Source organism: Iodidimonas sp. MBR-22, from assembly GCF_029946565.1.
Lineage (GTDB): Bacteria > Pseudomonadota > Alphaproteobacteria > Sphingomonadales > Rhodothalassiaceae > Iodidimonas > Iodidimonas nitroreducens.
Window position 1 is genome coordinate 103,425 of record NZ_JARKVQ010000007.1, and the last position, 16,011, is coordinate 119,435.

General features: G+C 57.2%; 13 protein-coding genes. 9 read left to right on the forward strand and 4 right to left on the reverse strand.

Annotation, left to right across the window (positions count from 1 at the left end; all coding sequences use genetic code 11):
- Positions 1–9: 9 nt before the first annotated feature.
- On the forward strand, positions 10–648 hold the full coding sequence (maiA, locus tag QK300_RS07220) for a maleylacetoacetate isomerase (protein ID WP_281301033.1): 639 nt from the start codon (positions 10–12) through the stop codon (positions 646–648).
- On the opposite strand, the gene QK300_RS07225 is transcribed toward maiA, so the two are convergent.
- Complete coding sequence (locus QK300_RS07225) at positions 649–1,227, reverse strand: MarR family winged helix-turn-helix transcriptional regulator (protein ID WP_281320830.1); 579 nt, start codon at positions 1,225–1,227, stop codon at positions 649–651.
- A 342-nt stretch (positions 1,228–1,569) separates the two neighbouring features.
- Here QK300_RS07225 and QK300_RS07230 point away from each other — a divergent pair, with 342 nt between their 5' ends.
- The 8 genes from QK300_RS07230 (at position 1,570) to QK300_RS07265 (ending at position 12,259) form a co-directional block, all read left to right on the forward strand.
- Positions 1,570–4,521: a TonB-dependent receptor gene (locus QK300_RS07230; protein ID WP_281301035.1), complete on the forward strand. Its 2,952-nt coding sequence runs from the start codon at positions 1,570–1,572 to the stop codon at positions 4,519–4,521.
- Between the two features lie 46 nt (positions 4,522–4,567).
- Complete coding sequence (locus QK300_RS07235) at positions 4,568–5,794, forward strand: DUF3179 domain-containing (seleno)protein (RefSeq protein ID WP_281301036.1); 1,227 nt, start codon at positions 4,568–4,570, stop codon at positions 5,792–5,794.
- 142 nt (positions 5,795–5,936) lie between these two features.
- Positions 5,937–6,962 carry a TRAP transporter substrate-binding protein DctP gene (gene dctP / locus QK300_RS07240; RefSeq protein WP_281301037.1) on the forward strand — a complete coding sequence of 342 codons (1,026 nt, stop codon included), beginning with the start codon at positions 5,937–5,939 and terminating at the stop codon, positions 6,960–6,962.
- Positions 6,959–7,483 carry a TRAP transporter small permease subunit gene (locus QK300_RS07245; protein ID WP_281301038.1) on the forward strand — a complete coding sequence of 175 codons (525 nt, stop codon included), beginning with the start codon at positions 6,959–6,961 and terminating at the stop codon, positions 7,481–7,483. The genes dctP and QK300_RS07245 overlap by 4 nt, the downstream gene beginning before the upstream one ends.
- Entirely contained in the window at positions 7,480–8,787 is a 1,308-nt protein-coding gene (locus QK300_RS07250; protein ID WP_281301039.1) for a TRAP transporter large permease, read from the forward strand. Before QK300_RS07245 ends, QK300_RS07250 begins: the two co-directional genes overlap by 4 nt.
- Positions 8,788–8,814: 27 nt before the next feature.
- Positions 8,815–10,269, forward strand: coding sequence for a 2-hydroxymuconic semialdehyde dehydrogenase (locus QK300_RS07255; RefSeq protein WP_348651847.1), 1,455 nt, complete (start codon positions 8,815–8,817; stop codon positions 10,267–10,269).
- Positions 10,270–10,535: 266 nt separating this feature from the next.
- Positions 10,536–11,615, forward strand: coding sequence for an NAD(P)-dependent alcohol dehydrogenase (locus tag QK300_RS07260; protein WP_281301041.1), 1,080 nt, complete (start codon positions 10,536–10,538; stop codon positions 11,613–11,615).
- A 125-nt stretch (positions 11,616–11,740) separates the two neighbouring features.
- Complete coding sequence (locus QK300_RS07265; RefSeq protein ID WP_281301042.1) at positions 11,741–12,259, forward strand: hypothetical protein; 519 nt, start codon at positions 11,741–11,743, stop codon at positions 12,257–12,259.
- 46 nt (positions 12,260–12,305) lie between these two features.
- On the opposite strand, the gene QK300_RS07270 is transcribed toward QK300_RS07265, so the two are convergent.
- The 3 genes from QK300_RS07270 to QK300_RS07280 all read right to left on the reverse strand — a co-directional run bounded on the left by QK300_RS07270 (position 12,306) and on the right by QK300_RS07280 (position 16,007).
- On the reverse strand, positions 12,306–12,524 hold the full coding sequence (locus tag QK300_RS07270; RefSeq protein ID WP_281301043.1) for a DUF3012 domain-containing protein: 219 nt from the start codon (positions 12,522–12,524) through the stop codon (positions 12,306–12,308).
- A gap of 67 nt (positions 12,525–12,591) precedes the next feature.
- On the reverse strand, positions 12,592–13,014 hold the full coding sequence (locus QK300_RS07275; RefSeq protein WP_281301044.1) for a tellurite resistance TerB family protein: 423 nt from the start codon (positions 13,012–13,014) through the stop codon (positions 12,592–12,594).
- Between the two features lie 149 nt (positions 13,015–13,163).
- Positions 13,164–16,007 (reverse strand): ATP-dependent DNA helicase, encoded by a 2,844-nt coding sequence (locus QK300_RS07280; RefSeq protein WP_281301045.1) that lies wholly within the window; start codon positions 16,005–16,007, stop codon positions 13,164–13,166.
- Positions 16,008–16,011 lie beyond the last annotated feature (4 nt).

Consider the following 16,011-nt stretch of genomic DNA (forward strand, 5'->3'; position numbering starts at 1 on the left):
TCGACCTCGATGAAATTATCCACCTATTTCCGCAGCTCCGCTTCTTATCGGGTGCGCATCGCTTTGGGCCTTAAAGGGCTTTCATGGGAGCCGGATTATGTGAATCTGCCCAAAGGCGAGCAGCGCGGCGCGGATTATCTGGGGATCAATCCCCAGGGATTGCTGCCGGCTCTCACCACCGATGAGGGCGGGGTGCTGACACAATCTTTGGCGATCATCGAATATCTTGAGGAAACGCACCCAACCCCCGCCTTGCTGCCATCCTCTGCCCTTGCTCGGGCAAAAGTGCGGGCGATGGCGCAGTTGATTGCTTGTGATGTGCATCCTTTGAACAATCTGCGGGTTTTGAAATATCTCAAAAATCCGCTGGGCCATGATCAGGCGACAGTGGATGACTGGTATCGCCATTGGGTGGTTGAAGGGCTTCAGGCCCTTGAAACCATGGTGAAGGCCCATAGCGATGGTAAGCATTGTTTCGGGGGCGAACCGGGTTTGGCGGATATCTGTCTGGTGCCGCAGATGTGGAATGCCCGGCGCTTTGCTGCCAATCTGGAAAGCTGCCCCACGCTTTTGGCCATCGATGCGCATCTGCAAAAACTGCCCGCTTTTGCCGCCGCCGCTCCCGAAGGCCAACCGGATGCTTTTTGATCAGTCGTCCGTCTCGCGATTATCCAATGCTTCTTCCTGATTGAGCCATTCAAGCTGGCCGCGCAGTTTTTCAAGGATGACCCGCAGGCTTTCGCGCTCTTTTTCCGACAAGGCGGATTCAACAATCCGCTTGCGCATGATCGAAACCGGGGCCACCCGATCATGCAGATCAACGCCTTTTTCGGTGAGATAAATAAGCTGCCGCCGGGCATCCGTGGGATGCGCGCAGCGGCCCACCATGCCATTGCGCTCTAATTGCTTGATGGCCCGGCTGACGGTTGCCTTGTCAAAGGCGGCGCGGCCCACAAGATCGGATGCGCTCGATGGCCCATAATGGCCCAGAATGGCAATCACCCGCCATTCCCTGATCCCCAGATCAAAGCGCGATAAAAACAATCGGCTGACCCCTAATGAGAGCAAGGCCGAGACATGCACAAGCTGATAGGGCATGTGATCGGGCAGATTGGTTTTTTCCGACACTTGGGGAAAGCCATCTTTCCGGGGCACCGGATGCGCGGCTTTGGCCGGCTTTTGTGCCGGGCTGTCTTCAGGGGTGGGCGGGTGTTTTTTATTGTTCATCATCTAAACCGGATTGAAGGTGCAAAGCTCTGGACCAGAGAAGGGCCAAGGGCTGCTTTATCCAAAATATCATGTTCAATTTAATGATTGGTGCGTTTCAGATGCAACAGTTTATCTGAAAAATTTTCTGCGACAGATGATAAACCTATGATTTTTCACAGCCAGTATAAAAAATATTGTTTATTTACAGATGATTAAAATTTTTTATGGATAAGAGCACATAATCAACAATGGACAATTGACAATTCTGACGTAGGGTTTATCGTTGAATGTGCAACTATCAATGTGGCTTCCCACTCTCATAATAAAAAACAGAGGGGCGGCGATCAGGGGAGGAATGAGATGAAGCGGCACCCAACAACGGCATGGTTGTTCATGGCGGCAGCACCGGCGGCTTTAGCCGTGGGTTTGATGGCTCCCACCGAACAGGCCTATGCCCAATCCCAATCAGCAGCACAAGCGCCCGCAACGAGCACGGATGATCAGGCCATCCAGCTTGAGGAAATCATGGTCACCGGCTCGTTCATCCGCCGGGAAGGCTATAATAATCCCTCACCGCTGGAAGTGATCGATCGGTCGAATATGGGGGCGCAGGGGGCCACCAATATCACCGATATCGTGAAGAATGTGGCGGTGAATACCGGCTCGGAATTCAATTTCGACCGCACCAATCAGAATTTCACCTTCGGCACGGCGCAGTTCAATCTGCGCGGCCTTGGTCTTGGTTCTACTCTTACTCTGATCAATGGACGGCGCATCACCCGGTCGGCGGCGGTGGCCAATGATGGCTCGCAATTTGTCGATGTGAATTCCCTGCCGATGAATATGATCGAGCGCATGGAAATTCTGAAGGATGGCGCATCGGCCCTTTATGGTACCGATGCCGTGGCCGGGGTGGTGAATATCATCACCCGCAGCAATTTTGAAGGCTTCGAACTGGAAGGCCGCTATCAAACCACCACCGAAAACAGCCAGGAAGATGTCAATTTCAATGCCGCCTTTGGGGCGGGCAATGATCGCAGCCATGTCGCGGCCTTTTTCACTTATTTCGATCGCACGGATCTGCGCGGCATTGATCGCAGTTTCTTCCCCAATCGCCTGTCGCCTGAAACCGATACCGGCCAGGGGATGCCCGGCACCTTTTTCCCGGCGATCCCCGATGGCAATGGCGGCTTTATCGAGGCCCCCGGCGCCCCCGGTCAGCCTGCGGGATCGCTGGTGGTGCCACCGCCCTCGCGGCAAACCGGCACCGGCCCCGTGCCTGATCCGCGCTGCCTTGATCAAACCGGGCTGCCCGATGCTTCGGGCCTGAAGATCATCGGCCCCGGGGCAGAGACCCGCGCGGGCATTGGCGATGGCGCGAATATTGGTGTTCTGGGCCCGGATGTGCGGGGCTTTTGCGCCTTTAATTTTGCCGAAAATTTCTCCATCGTTCCCGATGAGCGGCGTGTTTTGTTTTTCACTGAAGCGCGGCACAAGCTGAATGACAGGCTGGAGCTTTTTGCTGAATTCAATTATGCTGATAATCGCTCCACGGTGGATGCCTCGCCGTCTTTGCCCAATCAGTTTCAGGCTATTTTGGTGCCTGCCAATAATCCGTTTATCCCCACGGTTGAGGAATTGGGGGGCATCAATCCGGTGTTCCATAATCCCGATGGCAGCCCGCGTGCGGTTTTTGCCCAGTTTCGGGTGAAAAACCTGATCGATGGCTCGGGCCAGATGCAGGTGGATTCCGAAACATGGCGGGCGATGGCCGGGCTGCGTTTCGATCTGAGCGATAAATGGTTTGGCGAAGTGCATTATCAGCGGAGCGAGAATGAAGTCAGCTTCACCGATAATGCCGCGACCGTCTTCAGCCTGACCGAAGATGCCCTGGCCGGTACCCTGCGCGGCTTTGAAGGGCAGTTTCTCAATCCTTTTGCCAGCGAAATCTTTGATCGGCCAACCAATCAGGCTTTGGAAGATGCGGTGATGCGCACCTCCGAACGCTTTACCAAAGCCGAGCAGACCACGGTCGAGGGCTTTGTTTCAGGCACCATCGAAAGCCTGCAATTGCCGGGCGGTTCGGTAGGTGTGGCCTTTGGCGGCAGCTATCGCAAGAACACCTTTTTGCTCGATAATGATGGTCTGCTGGAAATCGGCGACAGTTTTTTCCAGCCGCCTTCGCCTGATGGGGCAGGGGATATTGATGTTTATGGCTTTTTTGGCGAAATTTCCCTGCCGGTCACATCGCGGATCGAGCTTTCGGCGGCGGTGCGCTACGAAGATTATGGCGGCTCCATCGGCGATACCATCGATCCCAAGATCTCGGCCCGCTGGCAGGCCACCGATTGGGCCGCGCTGCGCGCTTCTTTCGGCACCTCTTTTCGGGCTCCCAATGTATCGCAAACCGCTATTTTCGAGGTGGGCACCCAAAGGCTGAATGATCCCTTCCTGCCCGGTCCCGGCGGCCTGAGCTGTGATGCCAATGGCGATGGGGCCATCAATGTGGCGGGGGGCGAAAGCCGCCCGATCAACACCGCTTTTGGCAAGATTGGCAATCCCGATCTTACGCCCGAGGAATCGACCAATTTCAATATTGGTTTTGTGATCGAGCCGCCGCGCACCAATCTGCGCATTTCGGTGGATTATTGGAATTATGATATCGATGATGTGATCCTGCTCGAGGATAATCAGGCGATTGCCTTCAATGATTGTCTTGATGATGGCATCCCCAATGATCCGCGCATCACCAGAACCGCCAGCGGCACGATCGTCGATGTTTCGCGGGCCTTTTTCAATGGCGCGTCTTTGGAAACCGACGGGGTGGATCTCAATGTCAGCTATGACATGTCACTGGGCCGTTATGGCGATCTTAATGCCTCGGCAGTGGTAAGCTGGATCAATAGTTTCGATATTGATCTGGGGGCTTTTGGCACGGGCGAGGTGATCGATGGCGTTGGTTCGCGCAATCGCACCAATCCGTTCCGCTCGGTCCCGGAATGGCGGGCGAATTTCCCGGTCAACTGGTTTTACAAGAACCATAATCTGAATGTCACGGCGCGGGTCGTTGATGGCGTGTTTGATGATCAGTCTTTGGTGCAGGTGGATGCGGAAACCACTTTTGATGTGCAATATCAATATCGCCTCGATGGGCTTTTGAGTGCGGAAGATGCCATCACCTTCACCGTGGGTGCGGTGAATGTTTTTGATAATAAAGTACCGGTGATCCCGGGGGAAACCTTCCGCTTTGATTCAAAGCTTCATGATCCCAGACAGCGCATGATTTATGTGCGCCTGAAATTTGAAGGCTGACCCGTTACATCTTTGATCGGCATTATAAAAAAAACGAGGACACATCATGACAATGGCTGATGGGCTGGCCATATTGGCAGTTATCTTATGCGCGGCGGCGGTTTTGCCGGGAACATTGGGCATTTTGATGCTCACCAACAAGATCGCCGTTTCGGAATCCGGGGCGCGTTATATCTATGGCAAATCCTTCTGGGTGCTTTTGCTATCGGCAGCGCTTTTGCTTTATGCACTTTTTGTGGCTTTGGATGGCGGTGCTGTATCGCCCATCCTCATCGGGGCGGCCGTGGTTTATGCGGGCATTTTAGTGTTTGGCTTTTTCATGCACACCAAGCTGATGTTCCGGCCTATCCGCAAACCCACATTCATTTCGGTGGATGAGGCTTTAAAGCGTTTCGGCCCCAATGAAGAAGTGGTGGGGGTGATCGATGAGGGGGGCAAGCCCTGGGGCTTTATTGCCCGATTGGCGCGGCGGCCTCATATCGTTTATCAGCCCGAAGGGGATCATCCCTTCATCATGACCCATTGCATTCTGGCCCATAGCTCGATGTCTTATGCGATGGCGGATCGCTTTCGGCAGCCCGATATCACCATCACCGCCGCTTTGGCGAATAATATGGTGTTCTATGATAAATCAAACCAGTGTTCGGTGATCCAGATCCAGAATGGCTCGCTCAATGGCAGCCTGCCGCTCAAAACCATCACCACGCAGGCCATGAGCCTCAAAGCCTGGAAAGATCGCTATCCCGATAGCCCGATCTGGATGCGGCCGATTGCCTGGCGCGATATTTTTTATCTGAAGCTTTTGGCCCGCGCCGATGTGATCGATCCGAAAAGCCCGGTGATGGTCTATCCCCTGCAGCATGACAAAGATGAGCGCCTGCCCCTTAAAGCCATGGTTTTGGGGGTGGAAGCCGGGGGCGTGAGCAAAAGCTATCCCCTTGATCTGTGCAAAAGCGAAAAGCTGATCGAAGATCGCTTGGGCGATGTCTCCTTGCTCGTGGTGTCAGATGATCGCGGTGATTTCACGCAAGTTTTTGATCGCGATGTGGATGGCCGGGTGCTCTCGTTTAAGCTTGCCCCCAATGATCAGATGACCGATGCCGAGACCGGCAGCCTTTGGGCTTTGCATGGGGTTTGTTTGTCTGGTGAATTAAGTGGGAAAGCCTTGACCCCCATTCCCCATTACAACAAGATTTTCTGGTATGTCTGGTCTGATTTCCATCCGGGCACGGCGATTTATGATGCACCTGATCGCACACAGGGTGCGGCTTGATGGGCTCTGCTTGATGGGTTTGGGTTTCATGATCTGTGTTTGATGGATTTGGGGGCATGAGATGGGCTTTTTAAAAGGCGTCCTCATCTGTCTTGCCCTTTTTGGGGTTGGGGCCATCCTTGTGATGAGCCCCCGCCTCTTCATGTCGCCTCCTGTTGTGGCGGCCGCTCTTCTCGATGATCGTGGGGCCGAAGATCAGCCGTCAAAAGCCGCGCCCACAATTTTGCGGCTGGGAATTTTCGTGCCGGATCGGGTGGTGCATGTGCGCCATGCGATGGTGCCATGGCTGATGCGGGTGAATGAAAAAATCGGGCCCATGGGTTACGAGATCCAGCTTTTTTCAGGCGGGGCGCTGGGCCATGATGGCGAGATGCAATTGCGCCTGCTGATGGCCGGGGTCACTGATATCACCTGGTTTCCCTTTGGTTATGTGGCGGGGCGCTTTCCTGAGATATCGCTTTTGGAAATTCCCCTTTTATCCGATGATCCCATGGCCCTCACCCGGGCCTTCTGGCGGCTTCATGAAGGCGGCTTCTTTCCCGGACTTCATGATGTAACGGTTTTGGGGCTTTCGGTTTCGCCTGCCAATTATCTTCATATGGCGGATGATTTCGATGGTCTGAGCGGCTTGAGCAATCGCAAGATCCGGGTGGCCAATGCGGCGCAGGCCCGCATCGTTGAAGCCATGGGGGCGACGGCAGTGGGCGGCATCACCGCCACACAGGTGGCGGAAAGCCTGAGCCGGAAGATGATCGATGGCGTTTTATTTTCCTGGCACGGCACCAAAGCCACCGGGATCGAACTGACCACCCGCAGCCACATGACCCAGGCATTGGGCTTTACCCCATCGGCGGTGGTGATGAACAAAAGCCGGTTTCGCGAGCTGCCGCCAAAGGTGAAAGAGGCGATCCTCTCGGAAAGCGGCGAGGCTTTTTCTCTGGCGCTGACCGCTTCGATGATGGCGGAAGCCGATAAAGCCATCGCCCGGGTGAAAGAAAGCCCCGATCATCAATTTTACCGCCCAACCCCATCGGAAAGTGCGCATCTGATGGCGGCCTTTGCGGCCATGGCAGAACAATGGCAGGGCACGGATCAGGATCGCCGCGATCTGCTGCGCGCCTTAAGCCGCATTCTTGATGAAATCGCCGCTGAAAAGGCCCCTTTATGAGGCTGGATCGGGTGCAGGGCTGGACTGAAAAGGCTGCAAAGGCGGCACAGATGAGTGCTGATGGTTTGGCCATCATCGGGCTGGTTCTTTTGCTGGTGCAGGGTTTTGCGATCACTGCCGATGCTTTGTCGCGCTGGCTTTTGCGTGCCCCCATTCATGGCCTTGAAGATCTGAATGGCCTGTTGATCGCTGTGACTCTCACCTGTTTCATGCCTTTGCTGATGGCCCGCCGGGGGAATATCACCATCCGCCTTTTGGGCCAAAGCCTTAGCCCCACTTTTGCCTTATGGCTCGATGCTTTTGGCCAGATCATGCTGACCGGCTTTGTTTTCGTGGTTACATGGCATTATGGGCTTTATGCCCTTGATCTGGGGGTGCAATACAGCCCCATTGTGGAAATCCCCCGTCAGCCTTCGGCCTTTATGGCCACCGGCCTTTTGGGCATCACCCTGATCGTGCAGATTATCAGTTGTCTCGCCAGCATCGGGCAGGCGATCCACCCCGAAAAGGCGCAGCCATGACCCCCTTGTTGATTGCCCTGTTCGGGGTGATTTTGCTGTTCGTGCTGATCGCCCTTCATGTGCCCATCGGTCCGGCCATGGGGATTGCCGGGGTGGCGGGTTTTGCGCTTTTGGCGGGGATTGATCCGGCTTTGGCCATTCCCGGTATCGAGGCCGTCAGCGCCTTCAAAAGTCTTGATCTGGCGATCATTCCGCTTTTTTTGTTGATGGGCAGTTTGGCGGCCATCTCCGGGCTTTCGGCGGATTTATATAATCTGGTCAATGCTTTTATCGGCCATAAAAAGGGTGGCTTTGCGGTGGCCACCATTGGCGGCTGCGGGGCTTTTGGTGCGGTGTGCGGATCATCCATCGCCACGGTAGCCACCATGACCCGGGTGGCCCTGCCACAAATGCTGGCGCATGGCTATCGCCCGGCTTTTGCGGCGGGATCCATTGCTGCCGGGGGCACTTTGGGGATCATCATTCCACCCTCCCTGATCATTGTGATTTATGCGGTTTTATCGGAACAATTCGTGCTGGCGATGTTTGCGGCGGCTGTTGTGCCCGGTATTTTGGCGGTCTTGTTTCAGTTGATCGCCATCGGGGTTTATGCCCGCCTTTATCCTGATCAGGTGCCCGCACAGGCGCGTAGTTCATGGGGCGAACGCTGGGCAGCGGTGAAGCAGGCGCGGGCGGTGATCCTGCTGGGGCTTTTGGTAACGGTGGGCATTTATGGCGGCATCGTCACCGTGACCGAAGCGGCGGCTTTGGGGGCAGTTTCGGCCTTTATCCTCAGTCTTGTGCGGGGCAGCCTTGATCGGGCGGTGATCGTGCAGGTGGCACGGGAAACCGCGATCAATTCCGGCATGATCTATCTGGTGATCATCGGCGCTTTTTCCTTCAGCTATTTTCTGGCGCTTTCGGGCCTGCCGGAAATCGTGGTGCAGTGGATCGGCGGGCTGGATGTGGCCCCGATCCTGATCATTTTAGCGCTGTATCTGATGTATATCGCTTTGGGCGCGGTCTTTGAATCGGTGGCGGCGATGGTGGTGACCTTGCCCTTCGTTTTGCCGGTGATCGATCTTTTGGGCTATGATCCGATCTGGTGGGGGGTGATGCTGGTGATGGTCTCGGGCCTTGGCATGATCACCCCGCCCATCGGGATGAATATCTTCGTTTTGCACGGGATGGCGCCCAATCTGCCCATCCCACTGATTTTCCGGGGCGTTGTCCCCTTTCTGATCGCCGATCTGGCGCGCATCCTTTTGCTCACCTTCCTGCCGTTTCTGGTGACATGGCTGCCAAGGCAGATGGGCCTGATGTGATTTTTGAGGAGATATCCGATGAGCGATCTGCGCAGGATTTTGAATTTTATCGATGGCGATTATCGCGATAGCGCCCGCCATTTCGATGATATCAACCCCGCCACCGGGGAAAAGGTGGCGATCGTCAGCGAAGCCGGTGAAGGCGATGTTGCCGATGCCGTGGCCGCAGCGCGGGCCGCCATGAACGGGCCCTGGGGCGATAGTACGGTTGAAGACAGGGCCTCCCTTTTGCATAAGGTCGCAGATGGGATCATCGCCCGGCTCGATGATTTCGTGGCCGCCGAAATGGCCGATACCGGCAAGCCCCTGATGTCCGCGAAAATGGGGGAAATCCCCCGCGCTGCCGAACAATTCCGAACCTTTGCCGAAGTGGGGCGGATGACCCCTTTGGAAAGCTTTGAAACCCGCCTCCCCGATGGCGGGCGGGCGATGAATGTGGCCGAGCGCACCCCGAAAGGGGTGGTGGCGGCGATTTGTCCGTGGAATTTGCCCTTCATCCTGATGACCTGGAAAGTCGCCCCGGCGCTGATCTGTGGCAATGCGGTGGTGGTGAAGCCCTCGGAAGAAACGCCTGCCACCGCTGCCCTTTTGGGTGAGGTGATGAAGGCGGCAGGCATCCCCAAAGGGGTTTATAATGTGGTGCATGGCTTTGGGCCTGGATCGGCGGGGGCCTTTCTCACCGCCCATCCCGATGTGGATGCCATCACCTTCACCGGCGAAACCCGCACCGGCGAAGCGATCATGAAAGCCGCCGCTATGGGCATCCGTGATATTTCCCTTGAATTGGGGGGTAAAAATGCCGGGATATTGTTTGCCGATTGCGATTTTGAAGCCGCCATCCGCACTGAAGCCATGGCCGCCTTTTTCAATTGTGGACAGATTTGTCTGGGCAATGAACGGCTTTATGTGGAGCGGGCGATTTATGATCGCACCGTGGAGGCGATGACCAAAGCCGCCAAAAGCTTCATCCCGGGTGATCCCATGGATAAAGCCACCCGCTTGGGGCCCTTGAGCAGCCATGGCCATCGCGACAAGGTGCTGGGCTATTTCAAGGCAGCGCGCGATGCCGGGGCCGAGGTCCATGCCGGCGGGGTGATCCCGGATATGCCCGCGCCCTTTATTGGGGGGGCATGGGTGGAACCCACGGTCTGGACCGGGCTTTCACAGAAAAGCGTGCCGGTGCAGGAAGAAGTCTTCGGCCCGGTCACTCATATCATGCCTTTTGATGATGCGGATGAAGCCATCGCCCTCGCCAATGATAGTCCCTATGGCCTTGCGGGCACGATCTGGACAAAGGACATGGGCCGTGCCCATCATGTGGCGTCCAAACGCCGGGTGGGGGCCTTATGGGTGAATAGCTGGATGATCCGCGATCTGCGCACGCCTTTTGGGGGGATGAAAGCCTCGGGCATCGGGCGTGAGGGGGGCGCCGCTTCGCTTCATTTCTATTCGGAAATCCGCAATGTCTGCACGCGCTTATGAAGCGTTTAGGGGCCTGATCTTTAATCCTCACCTCGCATACCTCAATCGTCACCCCGGGCGGAGACCCGGGGTCCACTCTTTGCCACCCTCAGCCCTTCACGAGATGGAGTCCGGGACAGGCAAGCCCGGAATGAAGAAAAGAATCCAGAATGACGACAGGCGGGATCATTCATCGCGGATTTGATCTCGGTCAAGGCATGAGAGCACATTTTACGAGAGTATAGCGTGATGATGCCTTGATAGGACCGATGATGAAAGGACGCACCATGACCGCCAAAATGAGAGCCGCCATTTTCGTCGAACCCGGACGGATTGTGCTCGATGAAAAGCCGATCCCCGAAATTGGCCCCCTTGATGCCCTGATCCGGATCACCACCACCACCATTTGCGGCACGGATATTCATATCATGAAGGGGGAATATCCCGTGGAACCGGGGCTCACCATCGGCCATGAGCCGGTGGGGGTGATCGAAAAGCTGGGATCGATGGTGAAGGGCTATGAAGAAGGCCAAAGGGTGATTGCCGGGGCGATCACGCCATCGGGCCATTCCAATGCCTCGCTTTACGGATTTCATTCCCAATGCGGGGCGGGCACGGCTCATGGCTGGAAAGCGTTGGGCGGCTGGCGGATCGGCAATACGCAGGATGGGGCGCAGGCCGATTATCTGCTGGTGCCTGATGCCATGGCCAATCTTGCCCCCATTCCCGATGGGCTGAGCGATGAACAGGTTTTGATGTGCCCCGATATTCTCTCCACCGGGCTGGCGGGTGCCCAATCGGCGGGGATCGCTATTGGCGATCAGGTGGCCATTTTTGCCCAAGGGCCGATTGGCCTTTGTGCTACCGCAGGGGCGCGGATGATGGGGGCCACCCGGATCATCGCCGTTGAAACCGTGCCCGAACGCATGGCCATGGCCAAACGCATGGGTGCGGATGACGTGATTGATTTTAACCGCGAAGATCCGGTGGATGCGATCATGGCGCTGACCGGGGGCCGGGGGGTTGATGTGGCGATTGAAGCCTTGGGCCTGCAATCGACTTTTGAAGCGGCTTTGCGGGTTTTGCGGCCGGGGGGTACTTTGTCATCCCTTGGGGTTTATTCGGCGGATCTGAAGCTGCCTTTGGGGCCTTTTCTGGCGGGTTTGGGCGATCACAAGATTATCACCAGCCTGTGCCCGGGGGGCAAGGAACGGATGCGGCGGCTGATGGATGTGGTGGCCATGGGGCGGGTGGATACCGGCGGGCTGGTCACCCATCGCTTTGACCTGGATGAGATCGAGGCGGCCTATGAACTGTTTTCCCAGCAAAAAGATGGTGTTTTAAAGGTGGCGATCACCACCCATTGAGGGGCATGGCGCGGACCTGTTCTGAGGAAACCGGACGGAAATCCGGTTTCTTGGCGCTGGTCAATGTCTGAAAAATCTTGTAAGATAAGGGGCAAGGGTCTTTTATCGATGGGGAGGCATTGGCATTGGCCCGAACGGCCGCGTTTTTTTATTACCCCGCCTATGATCCCATTCCCGATCTGGGGCCCCTCAATCCCTATATCGAGTGGTGGAGCCGGCTTTTGAGCCAAAATTCCCGGCCCACCCGCAAGGATCTGCGTTTCCAGGATCTGGCCGGCTGGCACGCGCGGCTTACTTTATGCCATGTGCTTGAAGATGGCAGCGATATGGTGGCCCATATCGTGGGTGAAGATGTGAAAGCCCTTTTCAAAAGCGTGGTCAATGATCGTCATCTCGATTTCACCAAAGGCACCCGGCTGCGCGATCTGATCGATGTGGACAGCGAAGCCCAAAGACAGCATCTGGCAAAAATCACCCTCATTCCATCGATTGCCATTTCGAAAGGCGAACTGACCTTGGTGAATGACCGCAAGATTGCCATCGCATCCCTTGATTTTCCCCTGATGCCCGCGCCCGATGAAACCCCATATGTGCTGAGCCTTTATGATTTCGAGGCCCCGTTTCTCAGCAGGCGCGGTTTATGAACGGCCCGGATCATAAAAGCCGGGCCGCATCGGGGTTCCCGTTGGGTCAGTTGGTGATATCGTCGATGGTATCATCCACGGCATCCTTGGCCGGTTTCACCACGCATTCTTCGGCATAGATTTTGGCATCTTCGGCAGACCAGTCGGATTTTGCTGTTTCGTTCATTTTCTTGCACCAGGCATCCGTGCCGGGCACGGCATCGCAGCCCGCCAACAGAGCGGCTGATGCCAATAGAATGGCCGTCATCGCGAATTTATGGATCATATCTTTGCCTCCTGTTATCCCACGCCGATGATAAACGCCGGGGATGAGGCGATTGTTCAGAAGAAATTCAGCCCTTGATCTCAAAGCTTTTGCGCCGGGCAGCCACACCCCGCTCGATGGCAGCGGCGGTCAGCCGGTCCACCGCAAAGCGATGCCGGAGCATTTCCAGAAAGCGCAGTTCTTCCTGGCTCAAGGCGCCATCGGCAGCGGCAATTTCACAGCCAAGGGCATAGATCAGATCGCTGTGGCTGGCCGGAATGGCTTCGGCGATCAAGCCGAGAACGGCATCGAGCCCTTCATCATCATCAAGGATTTCAGCACAGCTTTTGGCATCATCCACCAGGCTGTTTTCATCATAGCCATCAAAGGCGGGCAGGGCGCGCACCAGATCCCCGATCCGGCGCAATTCGCTATCGGTCATCTGACGATCAGAGGCCGAGACCAGCACCATGGCATAGACGAGGGCAGTTTGCGGGCTGATGGTGGACATGAAGTTTCCTTTTGATATGAAGAAGAGCAAGCAAGGATCAGGGGCATGGACGTGAATAAAGGGGTTCGTAAGGGCAATCGGCGGGCAGCTTAGAAACTGTGGCAGGCCAAGGCAAGAGCCGCTTTTGATGAAAAGGCGGGCGGCGGGTTTTAGGGCACCTGATCGGGCTTTTGCGCGGCGTGGCGCGGGAAGAAATCTGTTGTGATCCGAATGGCTTCGGCCAGCCCCACGCGCGCGACCTCAAGCCCCGGGGGAAAGGCGGTGAGCAGGCGGCTCGGGGTTTGGGCATCGAGCAGGATGAACAGCCCGCGATCATCGGCGCGCCGTACCAGCCGGCCAAAAGCCTGAGACAGCTTCAGCCGGGTGAGCATATCATCATAAAGACTGCCGCCAAAAGCCGCCCGCCGGGCTTTATGCAGGCGGGTGGGGCGCGGCCAGGGCACCCGATCAAACACAATCAGCCGCAGGGCATGGCCGGGCACATCCACCCCATCGCGCACGGCATCGGTGCCCAAAAGGCAGGCATCTTCCTCGGCCCGAAACAGATCGACCAAAGTGCCGGTATCCATGGGATCGATATGCTGGGCATAAAGCGGCAGGCCATGGGATTCGAGCACTGGATGAATGCGATCATGAACGGCGCGCAGCCTTGCAATGGCGGTGAACAGGCCCAGCGCCCCGCCCTGGGCGGCCAAAAACAGGGCGCGATAGGCAGTGGCCAGATGCCCCGGATCGCCTTTTTGCAGATCATTGACGATCAAAACCCGTGTCTGTTTTTGATAATCAAAGGGCGATGCAGTGGAAAAGCGCCGGGCCGGCAAAACCAGATGCGATGCCCCCACCCGCATTTCCGCCCGCTGCCAATCCCCGTCCTCGGCGGCGGTTTGCTGATCGCGCAGGGTGGCCGAGGTGATCAAAACCCCATGGGCCGGTTCCAGAACCGTTTTGGCAAAGGGTTTGGAGGGATCGAGCCAATGGCGATAAAGCCCCACATCGCGTTCATGGCCATCCGAACGATCCAGCGCCAGCCAATCGACAAAAGCCGGATCGGCGGGTTTTTGCAGATCAAGCAGCATCTGCGCCCAGGCCGCCAGCTTTTCCGCCCGCAAGCTGATCGAGCGGGCCGAGGCATCGAGCCGTCCGCGGCTGGCGCTATCAAGGCTCGCCGCCTGTTCATCCAGCAGGGCCAAAAGCCGGGCGGCCAGTGCTTTCATCGGCTGCATCAGGGCATCAAGGGCGCGGGCCAGCAGATTGCCAGCGGCCAGCAATTCGGCGGGGCTGTCTTCGGTGCCGCATTCAAGCCCATGGGGGCCATGGCGATCATGGCTGCGGCGCAGAATCTGGGCTCGCAGATGCATCAGAAACTGTTCATAAGGGCCGCGCGGGGCGGCACCTGATAGCCTTTGTAGCCAACCCGGGCCGGGCAGGGCGCGCGCCGCCTCAATAATCGCATCCAGATGATTGCGGGCCATCTGATCATCGCCGATCAGATCTTCGATGCGCGTGATCAGGCCTCGCGCCCGGCCTTTATGGGCGGTTTCCCGGCCGCGCAGCCAGCGCCGCAGATCAGCCCCTTCGGCCCCTGAAAGATGCGCACAAAAGGCATTGTCGGCGGCATCAAACACATGATGGCCTTCATCGAAAACAAGGCGGCGCGGCAGATCGGGATCGCCATCCCGGGCGGCGGCCTGGGTCATCACCAGAGCATGATTGGCAATGACCAGATCGGCCCGGCGGGATTTTCGCACCGCCCGTTCAATGAAGCAGCGGCGATAATGGCTGCAGGCGGAATAAAGGCATTCGCCCCGATGATCGGTGAGCGCGCTGAGCCGGGCCTGACCGAAATGCCCACCAAGCCAACTGGGAAAATCGCCGCCGATCATATCGCCATCGCGGCTATAGGCCAGCCAGCGCAGCACCAGCCCCATCAAAACCGAATCCCGCGCGGTGGCCGCCCCTGAAAAGGAAATGCGGGCGGCATCCTCGATATTCAAAAGGCAGGCATAATTCTCGCGGCCCTTGCGAATCACCGTGCGGCTGTTGCGTTCCTTGGGATCGGGATAAAGGCGGCTTAATTCCTGATCGATCTGGCGTTGCAGCGCCTTGGTATAGGTCGAAATCCATACCGGCCCGGCATTTTTTTGCGCCCACAGGCTGGCCGGGGCAATATAGCCCAGGGTTTTGCCGGTGCCGGTGCCCGCTTCCGCCAGGGTCATGTTCGGGGCATTCTCTGCCTCGGGGGGATGAAAGGCATGGCTGATGGCCCGGCTATAGGCCACCTGCTGGGGCCGTGGCTCTGATCCCGTGCCCAGATTATGCTGGATGATACGGGCCAGTTGCTGTTCGGCTTCATCGGCGCTCACCGCATGATCGGCAGGGGCCGGCGGCGGTGGCCCATCCGTCCATTCCGCCAGATTTTGCCAAACCGCCACGCCTGTTTGGCCCCCAGCATTCGCGGCTTTATTGCGGCTTAAAGCCCCTAAAATCATCGGCCCCCATGGCCATCCGGCGCGGGCTAAGGTGAGGGCGATGGCGCCTACGCTTTTATTCCAGCGATAGGTATCGGCCCCCAGATCGGCCATCAGGCGCTGGGCAATGGGGGCGATCAGGGCGATCTGCTGTCCCAACGGCCCGCCATCCGGGGCGGCGATCCGATGATCATTGTGCGGCAAAGACAGGCTTTGGGCCAGCCCGGATAAAGTGGGCAGGGTAAAGCGCGCGGGCCGGACAAAGGCAAAAAGCTCAAGCAGATCATAGGCCTGAAGATCAGCCCGGGGGGGCATCTGGCGCAGCCGTAAACGCCGGGCGATCAGGGGCAGATTGCATAAAAGATGCGGGCTTTCCACTAGGGCGCGGCCCGCGTCTTCAAAGCTCAGGCTTTGCAGCCCCCCTTTGCCATCGGACCGTAAGGCCATACGGCTTCCCACCACCATGGCGGGAAGGCCGGGGAGGATCACATCAGGCGAAGGAAAGCTGGCGACATCATCATGCATGGCG

What these genes read in the sequence shown, in the direction of transcription:
- maiA (WP_281301033.1), top strand. Translation starts at nt 10, where the DNA reads ATGAAATTATCCACCTATTTCCGCAGCTCCGCTTCTTATCGGGTGCGC.
- QK300_RS07275 (WP_281301044.1), bottom strand. Translation starts at nt 13,014, where the DNA reads ATGTCCACCATCAGCCCGCAAACTGCCCTCGTCTATGCCATGGTGCTG.
- dctP (WP_281301037.1), top strand. Translation starts at nt 5,937, where the DNA reads ATGTCGCCTCCTGTTGTGGCGGCCGCTCTTCTCGATGATCGTGGGGCC.
- QK300_RS07245 (WP_281301038.1), top strand. Translation starts at nt 6,959, where the DNA reads ATGAGGCTGGATCGGGTGCAGGGCTGGACTGAAAAGGCTGCAAAGGCG.
- QK300_RS07250 (WP_281301039.1), top strand. Translation starts at nt 7,480, where the DNA reads ATGACCCCCTTGTTGATTGCCCTGTTCGGGGTGATTTTGCTGTTCGTG.
- QK300_RS07225 (WP_281320830.1), bottom strand. Translation starts at nt 1,227, where the DNA reads ATGAACAATAAAAAACACCCGCCCACCCCTGAAGACAGCCCGGCACAA.
- QK300_RS07260 (WP_281301041.1), top strand. Translation starts at nt 10,536, where the DNA reads ATGACCGCCAAAATGAGAGCCGCCATTTTCGTCGAACCCGGACGGATT.
- QK300_RS07235 (WP_281301036.1), top strand. Translation starts at nt 4,568, where the DNA reads ATGACAATGGCTGATGGGCTGGCCATATTGGCAGTTATCTTATGCGCG.
- QK300_RS07280 (WP_281301045.1), bottom strand. Translation starts at nt 16,007, where the DNA reads ATGCATGATGATGTCGCCAGCTTTCCTTCGCCTGATGTGATCCTCCCC.
- QK300_RS07230 (WP_281301035.1), top strand. Translation starts at nt 1,570, where the DNA reads ATGAAGCGGCACCCAACAACGGCATGGTTGTTCATGGCGGCAGCACCG.
- QK300_RS07270 (WP_281301043.1), bottom strand. Translation starts at nt 12,524, where the DNA reads ATGATCCATAAATTCGCGATGACGGCCATTCTATTGGCATCAGCCGCT.